At 71.6% G+C, this 23,148-nt stretch carries 16 protein-coding genes; 11 read left to right on the plus strand and 5 right to left on the minus strand.

What is annotated here, in order from left to right:
• Nucleotides 1-77 precede the first annotated feature (77 nt).
• From ACZ5ID_RS34880 to eccE, 3 genes are all read right to left on the minus strand, one after another.
• Complete coding sequence (locus ACZ5ID_RS34880) at nt 78-3,251, minus strand: SCO5717 family growth-regulating ATPase (protein ID WP_468906217.1); 3,174 nt, start codon at nt 3,249-3,251, stop codon at nt 78-80.
• Nucleotides 3,252-3,509: 258 nt separating this feature from the next.
• Nucleotides 3,510-4,202 carry a hypothetical protein gene (locus tag ACZ5ID_RS34885; RefSeq protein WP_468906266.1) on the minus strand — a complete coding sequence of 231 codons (693 nt, stop codon included), beginning with the start codon at nt 4,200-4,202 and terminating at the stop codon, nt 3,510-3,512.
• 77 nt (nt 4,203-4,279) lie between these two features.
• Complete coding sequence (gene eccE, locus ACZ5ID_RS34890; RefSeq protein WP_468906219.1) at nt 4,280-5,560, minus strand: type VII secretion protein EccE; 1,281 nt, start codon at nt 5,558-5,560, stop codon at nt 4,280-4,282.
• A gap of 207 nt (nt 5,561-5,767) precedes the next feature.
• Here eccE and eccB point away from each other — a divergent pair, with 207 nt between their 5' ends.
• From eccB to ACZ5ID_RS34925, 7 genes are all read left to right on the plus strand, one after another.
• Complete coding sequence (gene eccB / locus ACZ5ID_RS34895; protein ID WP_468906222.1) at nt 5,768-7,315, plus strand: type VII secretion protein EccB; 1,548 nt, start codon at nt 5,768-5,770, stop codon at nt 7,313-7,315.
• Nucleotides 7,316-7,338: 23 nt separating this feature from the next.
• Nucleotides 7,339-8,643 (plus strand): type VII secretion-associated serine protease mycosin, encoded by a 1,305-nt coding sequence (gene mycP, locus ACZ5ID_RS34900; RefSeq protein WP_468906268.1) that lies wholly within the window; start codon nt 7,339-7,341, stop codon nt 8,641-8,643.
• Between the two features lie 204 nt (nt 8,644-8,847).
• On the plus strand, nt 8,848-9,330 hold the full coding sequence (locus tag ACZ5ID_RS34905) for a hypothetical protein (protein WP_468906225.1): 483 nt from the start codon (nt 8,848-8,850) through the stop codon (nt 9,328-9,330).
• Nucleotides 9,331-9,343: 13 nt separating this feature from the next.
• Nucleotides 9,344-10,705 carry a WXG100 family type VII secretion target gene (locus tag ACZ5ID_RS34910; RefSeq protein ID WP_468906228.1) on the plus strand — a complete coding sequence of 454 codons (1,362 nt, stop codon included), beginning with the start codon at nt 9,344-9,346 and terminating at the stop codon, nt 10,703-10,705.
• A 39-nt stretch (nt 10,706-10,744) separates the two neighbouring features.
• The gene (locus ACZ5ID_RS34915; RefSeq protein WP_468906230.1) at nt 10,745-11,959 is read left to right on the plus strand and encodes a S8 family serine peptidase; all 1,215 of its coding nucleotides are present in this window, start codon (nt 10,745-10,747) and stop codon (nt 11,957-11,959) included.
• A 33-nt stretch (nt 11,960-11,992) separates the two neighbouring features.
• On the plus strand, nt 11,993-12,358 hold the full coding sequence (locus ACZ5ID_RS34920; protein ID WP_468906233.1) for a WXG100 family type VII secretion target: 366 nt from the start codon (nt 11,993-11,995) through the stop codon (nt 12,356-12,358).
• 80 nt (nt 12,359-12,438) lie between these two features.
• On the plus strand, nt 12,439-12,747 hold the full coding sequence (locus ACZ5ID_RS34925; protein WP_468906236.1) for a WXG100 family type VII secretion target: 309 nt from the start codon (nt 12,439-12,441) through the stop codon (nt 12,745-12,747).
• A 79-nt stretch (nt 12,748-12,826) separates the two neighbouring features.
• Here ACZ5ID_RS34925 and ACZ5ID_RS34930 read toward each other — a convergent pair whose 3' ends face one another.
• Both ACZ5ID_RS34930 and eccCa read right to left on the minus strand, forming a co-directional pair.
• The gene (locus ACZ5ID_RS34930; RefSeq protein WP_406551694.1) at nt 12,827-13,060 is read right to left on the minus strand and encodes a DUF397 domain-containing protein; all 234 of its coding nucleotides are present in this window, start codon (nt 13,058-13,060) and stop codon (nt 12,827-12,829) included.
• A gap of 93 nt (nt 13,061-13,153) precedes the next feature.
• A complete protein-coding gene (eccCa, locus tag ACZ5ID_RS34935; RefSeq protein ID WP_468906240.1) occupies nt 13,154-17,101 on the minus strand; it encodes a type VII secretion protein EccCa in 3,948 nt (1,315 codons plus the stop codon).
• Between the two features lie 172 nt (nt 17,102-17,273).
• Between eccCa and eccD the strand changes: the two genes are divergently transcribed.
• From eccD to ACZ5ID_RS34955, 4 genes are all read left to right on the plus strand, one after another.
• Nucleotides 17,274-18,746 (plus strand): type VII secretion integral membrane protein EccD, encoded by a 1,473-nt coding sequence (eccD, locus tag ACZ5ID_RS34940; RefSeq protein ID WP_468906243.1) that lies wholly within the window; start codon nt 17,274-17,276, stop codon nt 18,744-18,746.
• A 225-nt stretch (nt 18,747-18,971) separates the two neighbouring features.
• Nucleotides 18,972-19,262 (plus strand): 30S ribosomal protein S15, encoded by a 291-nt coding sequence (rpsO, locus tag ACZ5ID_RS34945; RefSeq protein WP_344078972.1) that lies wholly within the window; start codon nt 18,972-18,974, stop codon nt 19,260-19,262.
• A gap of 279 nt (nt 19,263-19,541) precedes the next feature.
• Nucleotides 19,542-21,758, plus strand: coding sequence for a polyribonucleotide nucleotidyltransferase (locus tag ACZ5ID_RS34950; protein ID WP_468906270.1), 2,217 nt, complete (start codon nt 19,542-19,544; stop codon nt 21,756-21,758).
• Nucleotides 21,755-23,134, plus strand: coding sequence for a M16 family metallopeptidase (locus ACZ5ID_RS34955; protein ID WP_468906246.1), 1,380 nt, complete (start codon nt 21,755-21,757; stop codon nt 23,132-23,134). The genes ACZ5ID_RS34950 and ACZ5ID_RS34955 overlap by 4 nt, the downstream gene beginning before the upstream one ends.
• Nucleotides 23,135-23,148: the final 14 nt, after the last annotated feature.

Below are 23,148 nucleotides of genomic sequence, written 5' to 3' on the forward strand. Positions count from 1 at the left end.
GGATCAGAGGCCGAGCCCGAAGGGCCCGTGCCGTCGCGAAGACGGTACGGGCCCTTCGGTGTTGCTCTTCGCCGCTCCTACTGCTGAGGCGGCTGCTGCTGCTGCCACCCCTGGGGCGGCTGCTGCCCGCCGTACGGCTGGGGCGGCTGCGGGTGCGGCTGCGGCTGCTGAGGTGCGTACGGCTGCGGCTGCCCCTGCCCGGGGAAGGGCTGACCGGGCACCTGCTGCCCCGGGATGGGCGGCTGGCCGGGAACGGGCTGGCCGGGCACGGGCTGCTGGCCGGGCTGCGGCGCGTACTGGCCCGGCATCGGCGGAGCCATGTGTGGCGGCGGGTTGACCCCGTCCCCGGTCCACAGCCCCTGCTGCTGCTGGGCCCGTACGAAGTCCTCGGCCACCAGCGCCGACAGGTGGAAGTACGCCTCGCGCGTCTTGGGCCGCATCATGTCGAGGTCGACCTCCGCGCCCGCCGCCAGATGCTCGTCGAACGGGACCACCACGACCCCGCGGCAGCGCGTCTGGAAGTGCTGGACGATGTCGTCCACCTTGATCATCTTGCCGGTCTCGCGAACTCCGGAGATGACGGTCAGCGAGCGCTGGACCAGATCGGCGTAGCCGTGCGCGGAGAGCCAGTCCAGGGTCGTGGACGCGCTCGACGCGCCGTCCACCGACGGGGTGGAGATGATGATCAGCTGGTCCGCGAGGTCGAGGACGCCGCGCATCGCCGAGTACAGCAGACCGGTACCCGAGTCCGTGAGGATGATCGGGTACTGCTTGCCCAGGACGTCTATCGCCCGCCGGTAGTCCTCGTCGTTGAACGTCGTGGACACGGCGGGGTCGACGTCGTTGGCGATGATCTCCAGACCCGACGGCGCCTGCGAGGTGAACCGGCGGATGTCCATGTACGAGTTGAGGTACGGGATCGCCTGGACCAGGTCGCGGATGGTCGCCCCGGTCTCGCGGCGCACCCGGCGGCCGAGCGTGCCCGCGTCCGGGTTGGCGTCGATCGCCAGGATCTTGTCCTGCCGCTCGGTCGCCAGCGTCGCGCCCAGCGCCGTGGTGGTCGTCGTCTTGCCGACGCCGCCCTTGAGGGAGATGACCGCGATCCGGTAGCACGACAGCACCGGCGTACGGATGAGGTTGAGCTTCTGCTGCCGCTCGGCCTCCTCCTTCTTGCCGCCGAACTTGAAGCGGGAGGAACCGCCCGGGTTGCGGCTGCTCTTCGCCTTCTGCTTGTTGTTGCGCAGCAGCCGGTCGGAGGAGAGCTCCACGGCCGCGGTGTACCCGAGCGGCGCGCCCGGCACGGACCGCTCGCGCTGGTCGTGCGCGACGGGGGAGGGCCACCCGGTCCCACTGCGCGGGTCCACGGGCCCGGCGGGGGGCTGTGCCTGCGGCAACGGCTGGGCCTGGGGCTGGGGTTGCGGCTGGGCCTGCGCCTGCACCGGGGGCTGCGGCTGTGGCTGCGCCTGCTGCTGGGGGAAGCCGTAGCCGCCCTGGGGGGCCTGGGGGTGCGGTGCGTGCGGTGCCTGCTGGTTCGGGGCCGGTGCCGGGGTCGGCTGCGGGAACCCGTAACCGCCTTGCGGGGCGGGCGTGTTGGGGGTGGCGGACTGGGCCGAGGCGTTCGGCGTGCCTTGGTGCGGGAAGCCGTAAGCGCCCTGCGGGGCTGGGGTGTTGGGGGCGGGAGCCGGGGCCGGGGTGCCCTGCGTGCTCTGGTGCGGGAACCCGTAGGCGCCTTGCGGGTCAGGGGCGGGAGCGGCGGCCGGGGCCGGGGCCGGGGCCGGAGTGTTCGGCGTGCCCGGCTGCGGGAAGCCGTAGCCGCCCTGCGGGGCCGGTGCGTGGGGCTGGGGCTGGGGCGCCGGGAAGCCCGGCTGGCCGGTCGACGGCAGGGGGTGCTGCGCCGGAACGTTCGGCGCGCCCGGGACCGGCGGCTGGTCGCCCTGCGGCGACGGCCACCCGGGCTGCCCTGCCTGCGGCTGCGGCTGCGGCTGATACGCCGGTACGGGCCACTGCGGCGCCGCTGCGGGTGCGGCCGGCTGGTACGCGGGCGGCAACGGCGGCAGCCCGGGCTGCGGGCCCGGTTGCGGGCCGGGCTGCTGGGCCTGCGCGGCCCACGGCTGCTCGGCCGGGACGACCGGGGCAACCGGCCCGTCCTGCGGCACGGCGTCCTGGGGCGCGGCATCCTGCGGAGCCGCGTCCTGCGGGGGCGCGTCCACGACGGCGGGTACGGCGTCGACCGGCTCGGCGGGAGCGGCGGGGGCCGCCAGCGGCGCGGCGGTCACGTAGTCACCGGAGTCGGCGGGCTCGCCGGGGCTCCGGTCGACGGGCCCGGCCGGCGCGGCCGTGGCGCCATCGCCCGGCTCAGCCGCATCGGCAGCCGCGACAGCGGAGGGGTCAGGGGCAGAGGCAGAGGCAGGCGCAGGGGTGGCGGCGGGCTCCGGTGCGCCCGAAGGCTCGTCGGTGTCCGCCGTCGTGCCCTCGGAGCCGTCCGGGACGGAGGCCGCGGCCTCGGGCACGGTCCGGCCCGTACGGTCGGCGTCGGCACCGGCGTCGGCACCGGCATGGGCATCAGTCTCGGTGTCCGCGTCCTGGGCAGGGCTCGTCCCGGGCTCGGTCCCGTCCTCGACGGCCGCGTCGACGGGCTTGTCGTCCACGACCGGCGCGGGCGCGGGAGCCGCGTCCGCTACGGGAGCGGTCTCGGCCACGGCGGCAGGGGACGCCTCATCGGTACCCGTACCGGAGGCCGTACCCGTACCCGTACTCGTGTCCGTACCCGCATCCGCCCCGGCCTCCGAGGCCGCCGCGTCCGCCTTGGCCGCGTCCGCCTTCGCCAGCCGCTCCGCGAGCTCGCGCTTCAGCGAGCCCGGCGAGAACCGCATCGTCGCGCCGCTCTCGATGTCCCCGCCCCCGAACGGCTGCGGCTCGACGGCCGCGTCCGGAACGGGAGCCGGGGTGGAGGCCGGAGCCGGAGCGGAAACCGCGGCCTCGGCCGGGGCGGGTCCCGGCGGGGGAGGCGTGGTCGTCCAGTTGGGCTGGAAGCCACCGCTGGCGGGCAGCCCGGGCACGGCCACGGGCGGCCCGGCGGGCGGCGGGGGAGGCGGCGTCGCCGCGTCCGCGCTCGGCGCCGCGTTCTGCGTGTACCAGGCCGGCGGGGTGTAGTCGATGGTGAACTCACCCGTGGGCTCGGGATCGGCGTCGGACCGATTCTCGTCGCGCGCGTTCCCGCCGGTGCGGAACTGGTCCTGATCGCTGTTCACCGGATTCCTTTCGTTCGCAGGCCGTCCCAGCCTAATCGCCGACAACACCGCACCGGCAGGCCCGGCCGCCCCTCACCGACTGTCCCGTCCATCTGTCCCGTCCATCACGGCGTGCCATGGGGCTGCCGTCAAGTGACAGGGGGGCGGCGTCGTGTGGCCGGAGTGTGAACGAACCGTTCACGCACTCCGCTCAGGACCGGTCGTACCTGCTCGCGTTCCCTACGTTTCTTGTGGCGGCACCCGCGCGGCGCGGACCACTCAGTCCATCCGCCGGGCGGAGCCGAGCAGTCCGGTCTCCGCGTCCGTGGCCTGGGTCATCACGAACTGGCGGTCTCGGGCGCCGCACCACAGGGTGACCCCGTCCGCCAGCGTGGACAGCGCCTCCGTCTCGGCCTGCGCGAGATGCATGATCCGTCCGATCTGCGCGGCCTCGTCCGGCGAGACCCGCTGCACACCGACCAGATCCGACTTCTCCAGCAGCCGGGGCGCCACGGGGCTCAGATACGGCAGCAGGGTCAGCACCGACTGCCACGGTCCCGAGACCACGCGCCCGCGCGGCGGTCGCATCCCGCAGTCGCGGATGACCACGACCGGCGATCCGGCGGACGCGCCCTGCGGCGGCACCCGACCCACGTCGTGCAGCGCGATGCACTGCTGGCCGCCGCCGGCCGCCTGGGCGAGCGCCGTCCAGGCCGGGGCCCGGCCGGTCTCCACGGTCACGCGCGCGCCCGTGGCCGCCGCCCGCAGCGCGAGCACCTGCGCGGTCCAGAGCCCGCCGATCAGCGTCACGTCGTACGCCGTCGGGCGGTTGATGCCGAGGACCGACGGGCGTCCCGACGCGTCCACGCCTATCACCATGCCGTCGTCGCCGACGGGCAGCGCCAGCGCCTCCACCTGGTCGGCGGAGAGCGCGTGCCGGTCGCGGCGCGGACCGAGGAGTCCGAAGCCCATCCGGGCGCGCCCTCTGCGGACCTCCGAAGAGGCGGGCGCGGGCTGGGTGGTGGAGGGAGAGACAGAGGACGTGGTCATCAGCGCGCACCCCCGAGCGGCAGTGTGGCCAGCATGCCGGGCAGCTGTTCGCGGTCCAGGCGCACCAGGCCGGTCTTCACTCCGCGCGCGGTGCGCTCCAGCTCCCGCCGGGCGGTGACCAGTTCCTCGTCGCTGCGGCCGGTTATCCGGACGTGTCCGGTGAGCGTGATCTCCTGGCGGTCGCCGGCGGCCAGCGTCAGGCTGAAGGTGGTGGCGAGCGCGGGGAGCGAGGTCAGCAGGGCGACGAGCTGCGGCATCGAGGCCCCGGCGCCGGCCAGTTGGGGCCAGCGGCCCACCCAGTACGTCGTGTGGCGGCGGTCGTCGCAGCGCCAGGTCCTGGCCGTCTCCTGGGTGCGCCGCCCCGGCGTGCCCGCGCGGCCCGCCTGGGTGATCGCCATCGGGTTGGCGCAGGTCGACGTGGCGATGGCGCCGGTCAGCTCCTGCTCGGTGAGGACCGTCGCACGGAACCCGGCGCCGGTGAGCCGGCTCGCGAGCTGGTCCGCCACGCGCACCAGGCACTTCTGGGCGCCGGTCAGACCGCCGCCGCGCGCCGCCACCGCCTCCGCGCACAGCTCGGGGTCGAGCTTGAGCGCGATCCAGGTGATGCGCACCGCGGGCGAGCCCGTCTGGGCCTGGAGCGGGGCGTAGTTGCGCGCGGCCACCGACTGCTGCGGCAGGTGCGGGGCGGGCGCGGGCTGGGTGTGCTGGACGATCTGCGCGGACTCCAGCCGGATGCCGTCGACGTCCAGCGCGTCCCGTACGAGGGCGACCGGCAGCGGGCGGGTGCCGCGCTCCGGGCGCAGCGCCGTGGCGTCCATCTCGACCTGGAGCACGGCGGTGAGGAAGGTGCCGTCGCCCACCATGCCGACGGGTCGGCGGTCGCGGTCACCGAACGTGTACGTCCGCAGGGCAGGGTCGCACTCCACCGCCGGGGCGAAGCCCGGTTCGGTGCCCGCCGGGACCGGCAGGCTCGCCGCCCTGCGCGTACGCGCGCGCAGCGCGAGGGCCGTGCCCAGCCACTCGGGCAGCGAGCGGCGGTGGCGGCGGACGACCGCGAGGAGCACCAGCAGCGCCGCGACCACACCGGCCGGCACCAGCATCAGGGTGCCGATCACCCAGGCGACGAGCAGCAGGGCGGCGGCGAGCTCCACCAGGACGAGTTGTTGCAGTCGGAACGACCCGAAGTGTCCGGGCCGGGCCTTGAGGCGGGGTGCGGAGGCTCCCGGGGCGGGGGCCGACGGACCGGCGGCGGCAGGCCGCACACGCGTCGCGGACGCCATCACTCCACCACCCCCCAATCGTGCGCAAGCACCCAAAACATCCGGATTCCCCCAGCTCGGCAAGGGGTCTTGTCGGCGGCTTCACCCTACCCGCCCCACAGGCACCCTCGGTCAACAGGCATAGTAGGGGGCCGGTCTGACAATCGAGGCCCGGGGACCGCAGGACCAGGTCCGATCAGGGGGCCGCGCGGGGAGAGACAGAGGCGCATGGCATCACGGCGGGACGAGCTCAACGCGTACACCTTTGCGAAGAAGCGCACGGTGGCGGCGTTTCTGCAACCGTCTCCCACGGGCACGGAGGAGGGCGCCCCGCGCCCGCTCAAGGCCGTCGTACCGAGCGTGATCGTGGCCGCGCTCTGCCTGGCCGGCTTCGGGGCCTGGGGAATGTTCAAGCCCAAGGCGCCGCAGGGCTGGGACACCCCCGGCACCAAGGTGATCGTCGGCAAGCAGTCGACCACCCGTTACGTCGTGCTCTCCACCGGCAAGGGCAAGGACAAGAAGGTCCTGCTCCACCCGGTGCTCAACCTGGCCTCCGCCCGACTGCTGCTCGATCCCGCGAAGTTCGACGTCATCCAGGTCAGCGACGACATCCTGGACTCGGGCAAGCTCGCACGCGGCCCGATCCTCGGCATCCCGTACGCCCCGGACCGGCTGCCCGCCGCGAGTGAGGCCGGCAAGGCCAAGCGCTGGGCGGTCTGCGAGCAGCCGGGCGGAGGCAAGGACTCCGTCCAGAAGGCCGCGTTCGTCTTCGCCGACCGAGACTTCAAGCTGACCGACGACAAGCACCGGCTCACCGGTGGCCAGGTGTTGTACGTCCAGGGCCAGAAGAACCAGGCCCGTTACGTGGTCGACGCCAAGGGCACCAAGTACCTGGTCAAGGGCGCTCCCGGCGATCTGCTCGCGCGGACCCTGTTCGGTGCCGACGAAAAGCCGCAGCAGGTCACCGACGACTGGCTGGCCACCCTCGGCGACGGCACCCCGATCGACTTCCCGACGATCCCCGGCACCGTGGGGGCCCCGGCCGGGACCGGCGGCGGACTCTCGCCGCAGCAGGACAAGGTCGGGATGGTGCTGAGCGCCCCGACCGGTGCGGGCCGCCAGCAGTACGTGGTGCTCCAGGGCAAGGTCCAGCCCGTATCCGACTTCACGGCCTGGCTGGTGCTCAACTCCCCGCAGACGACGCGGCTCGGCATGCGCGGCGACGTCAGCAAGGTGAACGCGGGCGACATCACGCCGACGCCCGAGTACTTCGGTGCCGCCAACAACTGGCCCGAGAAGAACGCGAAGCAGGTCAACGCGGGCAGCGCGGGGGCGGGCGCCCGCAACACCGTGTGCAGCGTGCTGCGCAAGGTCGACGACAAGGGCAACACCACGCTGTCCACCTGGGCGGGCACCGAGTACCCGGCGGCCATCACCGCGGGCGGCACCAGCACCTACGTCACCCCCGGCACGGGCCTGCTCTACACCCAGGTGCAGGGCCGCCAGACACGCCCCGACGGTTCGCTCTTCCTGGTGACCGACACCGGACTGCGGTACGCCGTACAGGCCAACGGCGACAGCGACGCGGCCCGTTCGGACATCGGCGCCGGCGACCAGCAGAAGCCGGACGACGGCCGCCCCGAGCCGAGCCAGGCGCAGCAGCGCCTCGGATACGAGAAGGTCACCCCGGCCCTGGTGCCCATCAACTGGTCGGAGTTCCTGTCCAAGGGCCCGCGGCTCGACACCAACAGCGCCCGCCAGCCCCAGGGCTCGTAGGGAAGGACTGACCTGTCGTGTCGATGCTGAAGCCATACAGGAAACCGGTGCTGGTGGGCGCGGCCACGGCCGTCGCCGCGCTGACGCTCGCGCCCTCGGCGCACGCGTCCCCGGCGCCCGCCCCGTCCGGCCCGTCCGCCCCACCCGTCCTCGGACGCGACGGCAGCGGCGAGTGCACCTTCCCCATGAAGAAGCAGATCGAGGGACGCCCCTGGTCGCTCCAGCGGGTGCTCTTCGACGAGCTGTGGCAGGACACCAAGGGCAAGGGCGTACGGGTCGCGGTCATCGACACCGGCGTCGACATCGCCAACCCGCAGCTCAAGCCGGCGGTCGACGCCAAGAGCGGCGCCGACTACCTCAAGCCCGAGAAGGACGGCACCGGCGAGCAGAACGACAAGCGCGGCAAGACCGGCGGCACGGTCGACGAGGTCGGCCACGGCACCAAGGTCGCGGGCATCATCGCCGCGCGCCCCCGCGCGGGCACCGGCTTCGTCGGTCTGGCGCCCGAGGCCACGATCATTCCGATCCGCCAGAACGACGAGAAGAACAGCGGCAAGACGGACACGATGGCGAAGGCGATCGACCACGCCATCGACCAGCACGCCGACGTGATCAACATCTCCCAGGACACCACCGAGCCGCAGGGCCCGGGCTCGGACCTGGCGAAGGCCGTGCGACGGGCCCTGGACAAGCAGATCGTGGTCGTCGCCTCAGCGGGCAACGACGGCATGGACGGCAAGCTCAAGGAGACCTATCCGGCGGCCTTCCCCGGAGTGCTGGCGGTCGCGTCCTCGGACCGCAACAACGAGCGCGCGGTGTTCTCGCAGCCGGGTACGTTCGTCGGGGTCGCGGCGCCCGGTGTCGACATCGTCTCGACCGTGCCGGGCAACGGCCAGTGCTCGGACAACGGGACGAGCTTCTCGGCTCCGTACGTCGCCGGGGTCGCCGCGCTGCTGCGCGCCAAGTACCCGTACGCGAAGACCAAGTGGACGGCCGCGCAGATCATCGCGCGGATCGAGCAGACGGCGGAGCGGTCCGTCAACGGGCACGACAACTTCGTCGGCTGGGGCGTGGTCGACCCGGTCCGCGCGGTGACCGACGACTCGCCCCCCGAGGAGGCCGCGCACCCGGACCCGGGCCCGCCCAGGGCCCAGGCCCCGAACGTGACGGCGCTGGCCCTCTCGGAGACGCCCCAGGAGCGCAACGAGCGGTACGCCACCTACGCGTTGGGCATCGGCGCGCTGCTGGTGGCGGTGGTCGCGGGCACGGCGACGGTGATCCGGGACTCCCGGCGACGGGGCGCGCGCGGGCTGCCGGAGAGGTTCTGAGAGAACTGAGAGGTTTTCGGGACGAGTTTGCGACATCTTTGAGTACGGATACTCATTCGGCTCCACATCCGAAGTGACTAGAGTGATCACATGCTTCGCGTGCTTCACGCTTCACGAGTGTGACGATCGAGTTCGACGAAGCGACTGAGGTTTTGCGGTACCGGTGGCAGAGCGGTGCCGGCGGGGAATTCACGGGGAGGAACAGTGGCCGAGCCGAACGGTGGCGGCAGCGGCGGCAAGCCGGACCTCGGAGTCGACGGGGTGAGCCTCGCCGACTTCAAGGGCCGCATGGAGGAACTGCTGCGCAGCCTGGAGAAGTCCCCGGCACGCCACACCAAGATCGCCGACCAGCGGGTGCAGCCGGAGGCGTACGGCAAGGGCTTCGCGGCGGCGGACGAGCTGCACAAGGCGTACGACAAGGTCCGTACGAACCTGGAGCGGCTCACCAAGATCTTCGGTGACCAGATCGAGGGCATGGGCATCGCGGTGCACATCGCGGACAAGGGCTACGGCGGCATCGACGTCGACGAGGCCCACCGGTACCAGGCCATCCGTAAGGAGACGGAGAAGTACTACGAGTCTCCGGCGGCCGACGGCGGTACGAAGGGGACCGGGGGTCCGGGCACCAAGCAGGCCCCCGGCCAGGGTGGTCACGGGAACGACGCCGACTCCGGCGGCTTGAAGTAAGGGGGGCATGACGATGGCTACGGACGAATTCGAGGGCATGTCCCTGGAGGCCCTCCACGCGATGCTCGCGTCGGCGAAGCCGACCGAGCTGACCGGCGCGGCCGAGACGCTGGCCGCCGCGGCGCCCGACATCGCGGACATCGCGCGGGACCTGCGCTACTACGTGGAGCAGGTCAAGTGGCACGGCGCCGGTGGTGACGCGTTCCGCGAGTGGGGCCGCGGGATGGTGTCGCAGACGCTGGTACTGAGCGAGTACGCCGGTGTCGTCGGCGAGGAGATGGCCCGCGCGGGCCAGGCCCTGACCGAGGCGAAGGCGGCGCTCCCGCCCGCGGACGGCATGTGCTACGCCGACCCCGAGAAGGAGAAGGCCCGGCTGAAGGCGCTGGGGCCGAAGACGAACGAGGCGATCAACCAGCTGAACCGGCTGTCGTCGTACTACGACGCGTCACGGGACCGGATCTCGGCTCAGCCTGAGCCCAAGTTTGCGCCGTTGCCGGTCCAGCGCAGTGGCGAAGAGACGGCCTACGGGACGAGTTCGTCCTACGGTGCCACCTCCACCGCGCACAGCAGTGGCGGTGGTTCCGTCGGCGGAGCGTCCTACGCGCCGTCCGGTTCAACGGTGCACCACGCACCCGCTGGTAGCGGGGCAGTGACTCCCGGCTCGGCCGTTGCGGCACCGTCTGCCGTGCACCAGCCGGTGGGAACCACGATCGACTCCGTCACCGTGACGCCGCCTCCGGAGACGACGGCGCGTCCCACCGGGCCCGTTGTCCCGACCCTGACCCCCAACGGAACGGGGCCTGTCGTCGCTCCGCCGCCGGTCCTGCCCGGCCTGTCCGGCAAGGACGTTTTTGGTCGGTCTTCCACCATGGGCCGGGTGAGCGCACCGGGGATCGGGCCGAGCGGTAACCAGCGTGGTCCGGGCATCGCTCGTCCGAGTGGTCTTCCGGGCACCACGCGCGGCATCACCGCCGAGGGCATCACCGGCGGGCGTCCCATGCCCACCACCGGCCGTGGCTCGACGCCCCGGCTCCCGAGGGGCACGGTCGTGGGCGAGGAGCGTGCCGGTACCGGCATGGGCCGTGGGCCCATGGGCGGCGGCATGGGGCACGGCCCCGGCGGCGCCCCGCGCGGCGCCACCGGCATGGGCGGTCGCAGGCTGGCCTCCGAGCCCGGTGGAACTGTTGGGGCTCCGCGTGCGTCTCTCGGCGGGCGTGGTGAATTCACCCCCGGCGGTACGGGGTTGGTGAACGGCAACAAGCGAGGCACGGACCGGCGTCGCTCCACTTCTTCCGAGGCCCCCGACTACCTGGTCGAGGACGAGGAGACATGGGCGATGGACCACCGCAAGGTCGTCCCGCCGGTCGTCGACTGACGTACGCAAACCATCACCGCTCAAGGAGTCCGCAGTCCCATGGTCAGCTCAGTCCGCGCAGTGCGCAGCCGCTCGGCACTTCTCGGTGCCGCGCTGGCTGCCGCGCTGGCCTGCTCCGTCGGCACCGCGCCGACGGCGCTCGCCGACGACATGCGGTCCAAGCAGTGGTACCTGGACGCGATGGACGCGGACGCCATGTGGAAGGTCAGCACGGGTTCCGGAGTCACGGTGGCGGTGGTCGACAGCGGTGTCGACGACACCGTTCCCGAACTCCGGGGCCGTGTCCTACCGGGCAAGAACATCGACAAGCCGGGGCAGAGCGCCCGTGAGGACACCAACCGGCACGGGACGAACATGGGCCTGCTCATCGCCGGCAGTGGCACGCAGGGCGGAGTCAAGGGGCTCGCTCCCGACGCCAAGATCCTGCCCGTTAAGGCCTACAGCGACGTCTTGCCGGGCCTGAAGGTGGTCTCTCTGGGTATTCGCGCCGCCGCGGACACCGATGCCAAGATCATCAGCGTGTCGCTGGGCGGCTCGCCGAATGGGGCGGAGGACGTCGAACTCAAGTCGGCGGTCGACTACGCCCTGGCAAAGGGCAAGCTGATCTTCGCCGCCGCAGGCAATGACGAGGTCAACCGCATCGACCACCCCGGCGCCTACCCCGGTGTCGTCGCGGTGAGCGCCATCGACTCCAAGGGCAAGGTCGCGCCGTGGTCCAACCACGGTGCCGGCGTCGGGCTCGCGGCCCCGGGCGATGCGATCCCCGGGTACTGCACACGCGGCGCCGGCTACTGCGCAAGCAAGGGCACCAGCCAAGCCACCGCCCTAACCTCCGCCACAGCCGCCCTCATCTGGTCCGCCCACCCCGGCTGGACCGGCAACCAGGTGCTGCGCGTGATGATGGAGACCGCCGGGCACAACGGCAAGGTGCCGAGCCAGTACATCGGCTACGGCACCGTCCGGCCCGCCCAGGTCCTCCTCAAGGGCAACGGCAACCCGGGCCCCGCCGACGTCAACCCGCTGCTCGCCGCCCGAGGCGGCGCCGGCACACCCACGACTTCCCCCTCTCCCGCAGACACAGCAGACAAGGGGGCAGGCAGTGGCGACCAGGAGAAGCCGCAGGCCGGCAAGGCCGCGGGATCGGCGTCCGGCAAGGACTCCGCGCCCTGGACCGTCATCGCCATCATCGCCGCGGCCGTCGTCCTCATCGGCGGCGCCGTCGCGACGGTACGTGTACGCAACAAGCGAGCGTGAACACTCGCTCGGACACTCACGAGAGGGAAGAGAATGAGCTCCAATCCCGGTGGTCAGAGCATTGGCTACGAGGCCGTCACCAAGGCCAAGTCCGCCATCGAAGAGACCGCCCAGGACATGAGCCAGCAGATCCGTGTGCTGGCCGACGCGATCGCCACGGTCAGTGCGGGCTGGAGCGGTGCCGGTGCCGACCAGTTCAAGATCGCCCAGGACACGCTGAACACGCGTCACGACGACATCCGCCGCAAGCTGGACGTCCTCTACAACGCCGTGGTCGGTACGAAGAACCTCAACCAGCAGAACGACGAAGAGGTCGACGCCGCGTTCCGGGCGATCAACGCCCAGGGCGGTGCCGCCAGCGGTGGCGTGCCCAACACCTCGGGCATCAACGGCCTCTAGGCAGTACCGCCGGGCGGCCCGCGGGTGCCCCGGCGTACGCACGCACCCCCACCACACTTGAGACTTCACGAGGAGCAGACATGGGTGACTTGGGTCCCGACCTCAAGATTCGGTATGAGAGCGTCCAGGCGATCGCGGACAGCATCCGCGCCATCTCCAAGCGCATCATGGACGACCTCGGCCGTATGGAATCGGCCGTCAACGTCGTCGCCAGCACCTGGGACGGCGAGGCGCACGGTCAGTACCTGAAGGTCCAGAAGGACTACCGGCGCGACGCGCACGACATCCAGCAGACGCTGGAGAAGATCGCCAAGACGATCGAGCACGGCAAGGCCAGCTACCACCACACCGACGTCAAGGCGTCGCGGCTGTTCACCGAGGCCTACTGATCGCAGCGGTCAGGCGCAGTAAAGGGGGTCACGCCCGACGGGCGTGACCCCCTTTCGTCTTCGTCTGCGCCCCGCGCGCTCAGCGCAGGTCGAACTCGCCGTCCCGCGCGCCCAGGACGAACGCCGTCCACTCCGCCTCGGTGTACCGCAGCACGGTGTCCGGGTCGAGTGACGACCGCATCGCGACCGCCCCGCCGGGCAGATGGGCGATCTCCACGCGCTCCGTCTCGTTCTCGGTGCCGGGCGCGCTCACCCACTCCGCGCCCGAGATGTCCAGGGCGTACAGCTCGTCCTTCTCGCGTTCGCTGCCCATGTCGCACGTTCCCTTCGAAGTTCAGTGCCGCCCAGGGTAGTTGGAGCGGGCGGTTCGCACCGCCCGTTCCTCCCTTCTGTCACCCCCGGCCCGTCACTGCTCCGGGAGCCAGCCCAGCTGCACCAGCGGGGTGCCGCGCTTGCGCGAGACGAAGTAGCCGCGGCCCTGCGGCATCGGGCGGGGGCGGACGTTGCCGAGGACGTCGCCCTCGTTCGGGTCGCCGGACAGGACCACGCCCTGCGCGCCGAGCTCCTTGATGCGCTGCATGAAGGTCTCGTACATCGACCGGGACGCGCCCGCCGAGCTGCGGGCGATGATGAAGCGCACGCCCACGTCACGCGAGAACGGCAGGTTCTCCACCATCACCGACAGCGGGTTGCCCGCGTTCGTCGAGACCAGTTCGTAGTCGTCGACGATGATGAAGACCTGCGGGCCGGTCCACCAGGACCGGTCGCGCAGCTGCTGCGGGGTGACGTCCGGCGGCGGCTGGCGGCGCACCATGAGGTCCGCCAGCGCGTTCATGTGCATCTCCAGCGCGCTGGAGAGCGGCGCGTACTCCAGGAGATGGGTGTCCGGGACCGCGTCCAGGAGCGAGCGGCGGTAGTCACCGACGACGATCTTCGCCTCGTCCGGTGAGTACCGCTCGGAGATCTTCTGGGCGAGGTGGCGCAGCAGCGCCGTCTTGCCCGACTCGCTCTCACCGAAGACCAGGAAGAACGGGTCGGTCTCGAAGTCGACGAACACCGGCTCCAGATTGGTCTCGTCGATGCCGATCGCCACACCGTGCTGCGGGTACTCGAAGCCCTTCGGCAGCTGGTCGGCGGGCAGCCGGCGGGGGAGCAGCCGGACGGTGGGGGCCGCCGGGCCCTGCCATGCCTCCTTCACCGTACGGACGAACGCCTCGGTCGCCTGGGAGAGCGTCTCGGGGTCGCAGGAGCCGTCCATGCGCGGCAGCGCCGACATGAAGTGCAGCTTCTCCGCGACCTGGCCGCGGCCCGGCATGCCCACCGGCACGTTGGCGGCGACCTTGCGGTCGAACTCGGAGTCCATCGAGTCGCCGAGCCGCAGCTCCAGACGGCCCAGGATCTGGTCCTTGAGCGAGGCGCGCACCTCCATGTAGCGGGAGGCGGTGAGGACGACGTGGATGCCGTAGCCGAGACCGCGGCTCGCGATGTCCTGGACGACGCCGTCGAGCATCTCGTAGTCGCCGCGGAAGGCGCCCCAGCCGTCGATGACCAGGAACACGTCGCCCCAGGCCTCGCCCGGCAGGTCGCCGGCCGCGCGGCGGCGGCGGTAGGTGCCGATGGAGTCGATGCCGTTGGCGCGGAAGAACTCCTCGCGCCGGTTCAGCACGCCCGCGACCTCCGCCACCGTACGCCGCACCCGCTCCGGGTCCAGGCGCGAGGCGATGCCGCCCACGTGCGGCAGGCCGGAGACGGCCGACAGACCGCCACCGCCGAAGTCGAGCCCGTAGAACTGCACTTCGTTCGGGGTGTGGGTGAGCGCGAACGACGAGATCATCGTGCGCAGCAGCGTCGACTTGCCGGACTGCGGGCCACCGACGATCAGCATGTGGCCGGCCGCGCCGGAGAAGTCGCGGTAGAGCACCTCGCGGCGCTGCTCGAAGGGCTTGTCGATGAGGCCGAGCGGCACGATGAGTCCGCCGGGGCGGGTGTACTCCGTCGCGTTCAGCCCGCGCTCCGCCGTCGCCGCGATCCCCGGCAGCAGCTGGTCCAGCGAGGGCGCGTCGTCCAGCGGCGGCAGCCACACCTGGTGGGCGGGGACGCCCTGCCCCTCCAGGCGGCGCACGATCACGTCGAGCACCGTGTCGGACAGCGCGTCGTCCTCGGCGCGGCTCCGGACCGCCGACGGGTCCGGCGCCGCGTAGACGACCGGCACCGGGGCGGCCGTGAACACAGCGGGGCGCCGCTCGATCGGCAGCGGGCCCACCGTCAGGTCCGGGCCGCCGGAGCGGTAGGTGCCCGACACATAGGCCGCCTTGAAGCGGACCATCTCGTCCGTACCGAACTTGAGGTAGCCCGAACCCGGCACCGACGGCAGGTGGTAGGCGTCGGGGACGCCCAGCGCCGTACGCGACTCGGCCGCCGAGAAGGTCCGCAGACCCACGCGGTACGAGAGGTACGTGTCGAGGCCGCGCAGCTTGCCCTCCTCCAGGCGCTGCGAGGCGAGCAGCAGATGCACACCCAGGGAGCGGCCGATACGGCCGATCTGGATGAACATGTCGATGAAGTCGGGCTTGGCGGTGAGGAGTTCGGAGAACTCGTCGATCACCAGGACCAGCGAGGCGAGCGGCTCCAGCGGGGCACCCGCGGCGCGCGCCTTCTCGTAGTCGTGCATGTTGGCGTAGTTGCCCGCCGAGCGCAGCAGCTCCTGGCGGCGCTGGAGCTCGCCGCGGATGGCGTCGCCCATGCGGTCGACCAGGGTGAGGTCGTCCGCCAGGTTGGTGATGACCGCCGCCACGTGCGGCATCTGGGACATGCCGGTGAAGGTCGCGCCGCCCTTGAAGTCGGCGAGGACGAAGTTCAGCGTCTCCGAGGTGTGGGTGACCGCGAGGCCGAGCACCAGGGTGCGCAGCAGCTCCGACTTGCCGGAACCGGTCGCGCCCACGCACAGGCCGTGCGGGCCCATGCCCTCCTGCGCCGCCTCCTTGAGGTCGAGCATCACCGGCTGGCCGTCCTCGCCCACACCGATCGGCACCCGCAGCCGCTCGGCCGTCGAGCGCGGTCGCCAGGTGCGGGCCACGTCGATGGAGCCGGCGTCGCCCAGGTTCAGCAGGTCCGTGAAGTCCAGGTTGGCGAGGAGCGGCTCGTCGTCGTCACCGCCGCCCATCTGGAGCGGCGCCAGCTGGCGGGCCAGCGCCTCGGCGGCCGGCAGCGACATCTGGTCCGGCACACCCTCGTACGCCATCCCGAAGCCCGACTCCAGGCGCAGCCGTCCCGGCCGCACGACCACCGAGAGGCCGCCGCGCGGCTCGTCCAGCTCGCCCGGCACCACCTCGATGATGGTGACGCCCTGCAAGCCCTCGGCGGCGGCGAACGCCGAGTCCGGCGGCACCATCCCGCCGTCGAGGACGACCACCAGGTGCGGCTGGTCCAGGACCGGCTGGTTGTCCCGGCTGAACCGGGGCCGCCCGTCCAGCCTGCTGTGCAGCAGCAGCTCCAGCTCGCCCAGGTCGTCGCCGAACAGGCGCTTGGTGCCGGCGCCGTCGACCTGGCCCGGCACCTGGGTGTGCGGCAGCCACTTCGTCCAGTCCCAGCGCGCCACCGCGCCCGGCGCCGCCACCACGGCGACCATCAGGTCGTCGGGGGAGTGCAGCGTCACCAGCTGGGCCACCAGCGCGCGCGCCGCCGACTGGGCGGCGTCCGGGTCACCGGAGACCGTCACGTGGTAGAAGGCGCGCATCGAGACCGCCATCGGCAGCCCGTCCAGCGAACCGTGCACCGCGAGGAACTGCTGCATCGCGCCCGCGCACAGCGGCTCCAGCTCGTCCACCGGCGCCGTCTCCGGCGCTATCAGCGGGGTCGCGAGCTGCTGGGCGCCCAGGCCGATCCGGGCCTGCCCGAAGTCGTCGTCGCCCACCCGGCGCTCCCAGACCCGCGAGCCCTCCGCGACCACCGACCACAACTGCTCGGGCGCCGGGTGCAGATACAGCTGCGCGTCGCGCTGGCGGCGGGCGGTCTTGCGCACCGCCCGCCGGGTCTGGGCGAGGTACTTGAGGTAGTCGCGCCGGACATCGGCCATTTGCCCCTGCGCACCCTTGCGGAACTTCACCAACTGCGCGATGACCATGGCGAGGGTGGACACCAGCATCAGGGCGCCCATGATCTTCATGAAGGGCGCCGAGTTGGGCATGAAGAAGAACACCACCGACGAGCCCATGCCGAGCATCGGCAGGAGCTGCATCAGCATCGACTCCTGCTGTCCCCGCGGCAATTCCGGCGGCGCCTCCAGCCGCAGCTCGTCCGAGGACACTTCGGGCGGCAAGGACCGCGGCGGGCGTTTGACGACGATCTGGCTCACCGGAGCATCAATCCCTCAATACGGACGGTCACTTGCGTTCCGGCGCCCCCGTGACCGCTCGTTTCAGGGGCTCCCTCCGCGCGACGGTGATCCTACTTGCAGCCTGTGACACCGGAGCCCGGTAGGGTGGCGCGCGCAGTGTGCGCAACCGCGAATCAGGGGGTCCGAGGACGTGAGTACGACCGCAGCGACAGGCTTCTGCCGGGTCACGGTGGTGGCGCCCGACAGTCGCATCGATGTGGCCCTCCCGGAGGACATCGCCGTCGCCGACGTCTATCCGGAGATCCTCCGGCTCACCGGGCAGACCCAGCCCGCGGGGGCGCCCACCGGCTACCACCTGGTGCGCCGCGACGGCACCGTCCTCGACGGCGCCCGCACCCTCGCCGCCCAGCAGGTCCTGGACGGGGAGCTGCTCAGCCTGCGCCCCTTCGCCGAATCACTGCCGCCCGCCGTCTTCGACGACGTCTCGGACGCCGTCGCCTCCGCCGTCACCCGCGACCGTCATCTGTGGAGCGACGACCTGCTGCGCTGGGCGGGCCTGACCGGCGGCGTCCTGTTGCTCGTCCTGATGGGCTTCGTCCTCTGGTACGCCGACCCCGTCGACCACGACATGCACGGCCTGCCCGGCATCATCGCGGGCTCCGCCGGCCTGCTGCTCACCGCCTTCGCGGGGGTGCGGGCCCGGGTCTACTCCGACCGCGCCAGCGCCGTGGCCCTGGGCCTGGGCGCGCTGCCGCTGCTGCTGATCGCGGGCTCCGGCATCATCGGACCGGACAGCGGCGACGGCCCCGGCAAGCTCCAGTTCCTGCTCGGCTGCGTCACCGTCCTGGTCGCCTCGGTCTCCCTGGTCGTGCTGACCCCGAGCGGCGACGCCCCGTTCGTGGCGGCCACCTTCCTCGCGGCCACCGGCACCCTCGCCACCTTCGTGGCCATCCTCACCGAGTCCAGCGCCACCCGGACGGCCGCGGTCTGCGCCCCGGTCGCCATCGGCCTGGTCGCCTTCCTGCCGGGCCTGTCCGCCCGCTTCGCCCGGCTGCCCATCGGGTACGCCTCGCCGCGCAGCGCCGCCGCCGACGACTTCGGCGCCGAGCCCAGCAACGCGCCCGAGGCCCGCCCCGTGGACGCCGAGCGCATCGCCGCCCAGGCCCGGCGCGGCCACGAGATGCTGCTCGGCCTGGTCGGCGGCTGCGCCGCCACGGTGGTCGGCGCCGCCGCGGTCCTCGGCTTCTCGCACAACGTCTACGGCCAGCTCCTCGCCCTCACGGCCGGGCTCGCCATGCTGCTGCGCGCGCGTCTGTTCCGCTACACCTCCCAGGTCGCCTGCGTCCTGGTGGCCGGGATCACCGCGATCGCCCTGCTGGTCCTCGGCCTTTCCCTGAACCCGCCCGGCGACCTGCTGTACGACTTCGTCCGCTACGGTGACCGCGGCTCCCTCGACATCCGTACGATCTGGCTCTCCGCGGCCGTCGCGGCCGGCGCCGCCCTGATCACCGCGATCGGCCTGGTCATCCCGAAGAAGGGCCTCTCGCCGTTCTGGGGCCGTACCCTGGACCTCGCCGAGGGCGCCGTGCTGCTCTCGCTGGTCCCGCTCTGCCTGGCCGTCCTGGACGTCTTCGACCGGGCCCGCTCGCTCACCAGCGGCTGACCGGCCCGTACCGGCGCCCCGGGAGACACGCCCGGGGGCGCGGGGACCCCCGATCGGATGAGTCCCGGCGTACTGGTACGCTGTGTGACGGCCGTTTGTGTACGCGTCTTCGGATTTCTTCTGGAGGCTGCGCCCAGCGGATCCCCGCCTCCCGAGTAACGGAAGCTCCCCTGAGACCAAGACCAGGGGCACTCGGTGGCACATCACGACTACGAGGAGTACCGAGTGTCTCTCGACGCCGCTACGAAGAAGCAGATCATGTCCGAGTTCGGCCAGAAGGAGGGCGACACCGGCTCCCCCGAGGTCCAGGTCGCCATGCTCTCCCGCCGCATCTCGGACCTGACCGAGCACCTCAAGACCCACAAGCACGACCACCACTCCCGTCGTGGTCTGCTGATCCTGGTCGGCCAGCGCCGCCGCCTGCTGCAGTACCTGGCCAAGAAGGACATCCAGCGCTTCCGTACGCTGGTCGACCGCCTGGGCATCCGCCGCGGTGCGGCCGGCGGCGCCAAGTAAGTCGCCGTGAAGGGAGCGGTTCCCACCTATTAGGGGGCCGCTCCCTTTGCTGTACGTGCGCGACGTACCGGACGCTCAGTACTCTGGTCGTACAACGCACCACGGAATGAGGGAGAAGCCTCCTCCCGCCGCCGGTCCTCGGTAGTGGCCTCCGGGGAGAGAACGCCCCCGGATGCTTCGATCGAAGACCGGCCCGCAGCACAGGAGCGCTTCTCCGCTGACCGTCCCCCCGCCACACGGGCCCGGGGACGAAAGACGATGAGTATGGAGAAACCACTGGTGGAGAACGAGACCCACTACGCCGAGGCCGTCATCGACAACGGTTCCTTCGGCACCCGCACCATCCGCTTCGAGACGGGCCGCCTGGCCAAGCAGGCCGCCGGCTCCGCCGTCGCGTACCTGGACGACGACACGATGGTCCTCTCGGCCACGACCGCGTCCAAGAAGCCCAAGGACCAGCTCGACTTCTTCCCTCTGACGGTGGACGTCGAGGAGCGGATGTACGCGGCCGGCAAGATCCCCGGCTCCTTCTTCCGCCGGGAGGGCCGCCCCTCCGAGGACGCCATCCTCACCTGCCGGCTGATCGACCGCCCGCTGCGCCCGTCCTTCAAGAAGGGCCTGCGCAACGAGATCCAGGTCGTCGCCACGATCATGGCGCTCAACCCCGACCACCTTTACGACGTGGTCGCCATCAACGCCGCCTCCTGCTCCACGCAGCTGGCCGGCCTGCCCTTCTCCGGCCCGATCGGCGGCGTCCGCGTCGCGCTGATCCGCGGCCAGTGGGTGGCCTTCCCGACGCACACCGAGCTCGAGGACGCCGTCTTCGACATGGTCGTCGCGGGCCGCGCCCTGGAGGACGGCGACGTCGCGATCATGATGGTCGAGGCCGAGGCCACCGAGAAGACGATCCAGCTCGTCAAGGGCGGCGCCGAGGCGCCGACCGAGGAGGTCGTCGCCGCCGGTCTGGACGCCGCGAAGCCCTTCATCAAGGTGCTCTGCAAGGCCCAGGCCGAGCTCGCCGCCAAGGCCGCCAAGCCGACCGGTGAGTTCCCGGTCTTCCTCGACTACCAGGACGACGTCCTGGAGGCGCTCACCGCCGCGGTCAAGGGCGAGCTCGCCCAGGCGCTGACCATCGCGGGCAAGCTGGACCGCGAGGCCGAGCTGGACCGCGTCAAGGAGCTCGCCGCCGAGAAGCTCCTGCCGGCCTTCGAGGGCCGCGAGAAGGAGATCTCCGCCGCGTACCGCGCGCTGACCAAGAAGCTGGTCCGCGAGCGCGTCATCAAGGACAAGGTCCGCATCGACGGCCGCGGGATCACGGACATCCGTACCCTGGCCGCCGAGGTCGAGGCCATCCCGCGCGTGCACGGCTCGGCGCTGTTCGAGCGTGGCGAGACCCAGATCCTGGGCGTCACCACCCTCAACATGCTCCGTATGGAGCAGCAGCTGGACACCCTCTCCCCGGTGACCCGCAAGCGCTACATGCACAACTACAACTTCCCGCCGTACTCCGTCGGTGAGACCGGCCGCGTGGGCTCGCCCAAGCGCCGCGAGATCGGCCACGGCGCGCTCGCCGAGCGCGCGATCGTGCCGGTGCTGCCGACGCGCGAGGAGTTCCCCTACGCGATCCGTCAGGTGTCCGAGGCCCTCGGCTCCAACGGCTCGACGTCGATGGGCTCGGTCTGCGCCTCCACCATGTCGCTGCTGAACGCCGGTGTGCCGCTCAAGGCCCCCGTCGCCGGTATCGCCATGGGTCTGATCTCCCAGGAGATCGACGGCAAGACGCACTACGTCGCCCTCACCGACATCCTCGGTGCGGAGGACGCGTTCGGCGACATGGACTTCAAGGTCGCCGGTACGAAGGAGTTCGTCACCGCCCTCCAGCTCGACACCAAGCTGGACGGCATCCCGGCCTCCGTCCTGGCCGCGGCCCTCAAGCAGGCCCGCGACGCCCGCCTCCACATCCTCGACGTGATGATGGAAGCGATCGACACGCCGGACGAGATGTCCCCGAACGCCCCGCGGATCATCACCGTCAAGATCCCGGTGGACAAGATCGGTGAGGTCATCGGCCCCAAGGGCAAGATGATCAACCAGATCCAGGAGGACACCGGCGCCGAGATCACGATCGAGGACGACGGCACCATCTACATCGGTGCCCAGGTCGGCTCGCAGGCCGAGGCCGCCCGCGCCACGATCAACGCGATCGCCAACCCGACCATGCCGGAGGTCGGCGAGCGCTACCTGGGTACGGTCGTCAAGACCACCACCTTCGGTGCCTTCGTCTCCCTGATGCCCGGCAAGGACGGTCTGCTGCACATCTCGCAGATCCGCAAGCTCGCCGGTGGCAAGCGCGTGGAGAACGTCGAGGACGTGCTCGCGGTCGGCTCCAAGGTGCAGGTCGAGATCGCCGAGATCGACTCCCGCGGCAAGCTCTCCCTGATCCCGGTCGTCGAGGGTGAAGAGGGCGACGAGACGAAGGACGACACCGACAAGTGACGTCCCGTAGCTCCAAGGCGACGGCCCGCACCTCCTCGGAGGCGCGGGCCGTCGCCCGTACCCAAACGCTTATCAAGGGCGCGGGCGGCATCGGCACCGTCCGCCGTACGACCCTGCCCGGCGGCCTGCGCGTCGTCACCGAGACCCTGCCCTCCGTACGGTCGGCGACCTTCGGCATCTGGGTCCAGGTCGGCTCCCGTGACGAGACGCCCACGCTCAACGGCGCCACGCACTACCTGGAGCACCTCCTGTTCAAGGGCACGCGCAAGCGCAGCGCCCTCGACATCTCCGCCGCGATCGACGCGGTCGGCGGCGAGATGAACGCCTTCACGGCGAAGGAGTACACCTGCTATTACGCGCGCGTGCTCGACACCGACCTGCCGCTGGCGATCGACGTCGTCTGCGACATGCTGAGCGGCTCCCTCATCCTCGAAGAGGACGTGGACGCCGAGCGCGGTGTCATCCTCGAAGAGATCGCAATGACGGAGGACGACCCGGGCGACTGTGTGCACGACCTGTTCGCGCACACCATGCTCGGCGACACCCCGCTGGGCCGCCCGGTCCTCGGCACCGTCGACACGATCAACGCGCTGACCCGGTCGCAGGTCGCCCGCTTCTACAAGAAGCACTACGACCCGCGTCACCTGGTCGTGGCCGCCGCAGGCAACGTCGACCACGCCACCGTCGTACGCCAGGTGCGCAGGGCCTTCGAGAAGGCCGGCGCGCTGACGCGGACGGACGCGGTCCCGGTCGCCCCGCGCGACGGCGTCCGCACCCTGAAGACGGCCGGCCGGGTGGAACTCCTCAACCGCCGCACCGAGCAGGCGCACGTCGTCCTCGGCATGCCGGGCCTGGCCCGCACCGACGAGCGCCGCTGGGCGCTCAGCGTGCTGAACACGGCCCTGGGCGGCGGTATGTCCTCCCGCCTCTTCCAGGAGGTACGGGAGAAGCGCGGCCTCGCCTACAGCGTGTACTCGTACACCTCGGGCTTCGCCGACTGCGGCCTGTTCGGCGTGTACGCGGGCTGCCGGCCCAGCCAGGTCCACGACGTCCTGAAGATCTGCCGGGACGAGCTGGACCGGGTCGCCTCCGAGGGGCTGTCGGACGAGGAGATCGGCCGGGCGATCGGCCAGCTCTCCGGCTCGACCGTCCTCGGTCTGGAGGACACGGGCGCGCTGATGAACCGTATCGGCAAGAGCGAGCTGTGCTGGGGGACCCATATGTCGGTCGACGACATGCTGGCCAAGATAGCCGCGGTCACCCCGGACGACGTGCACGAGGTGGCCCGTGATGTGCTGGGCCGGCGTCCCTCGCTGTCCGTCATCGGCCCGCTGAAGGACAAGCAGGCCGACCGCCTCCACGAAGCGGTCTCCTGATCCGTACGCAATCC

The sequence above is a fragment of the Streptomyces sp. NPDC031670 genome (assembly GCF_055580545.1).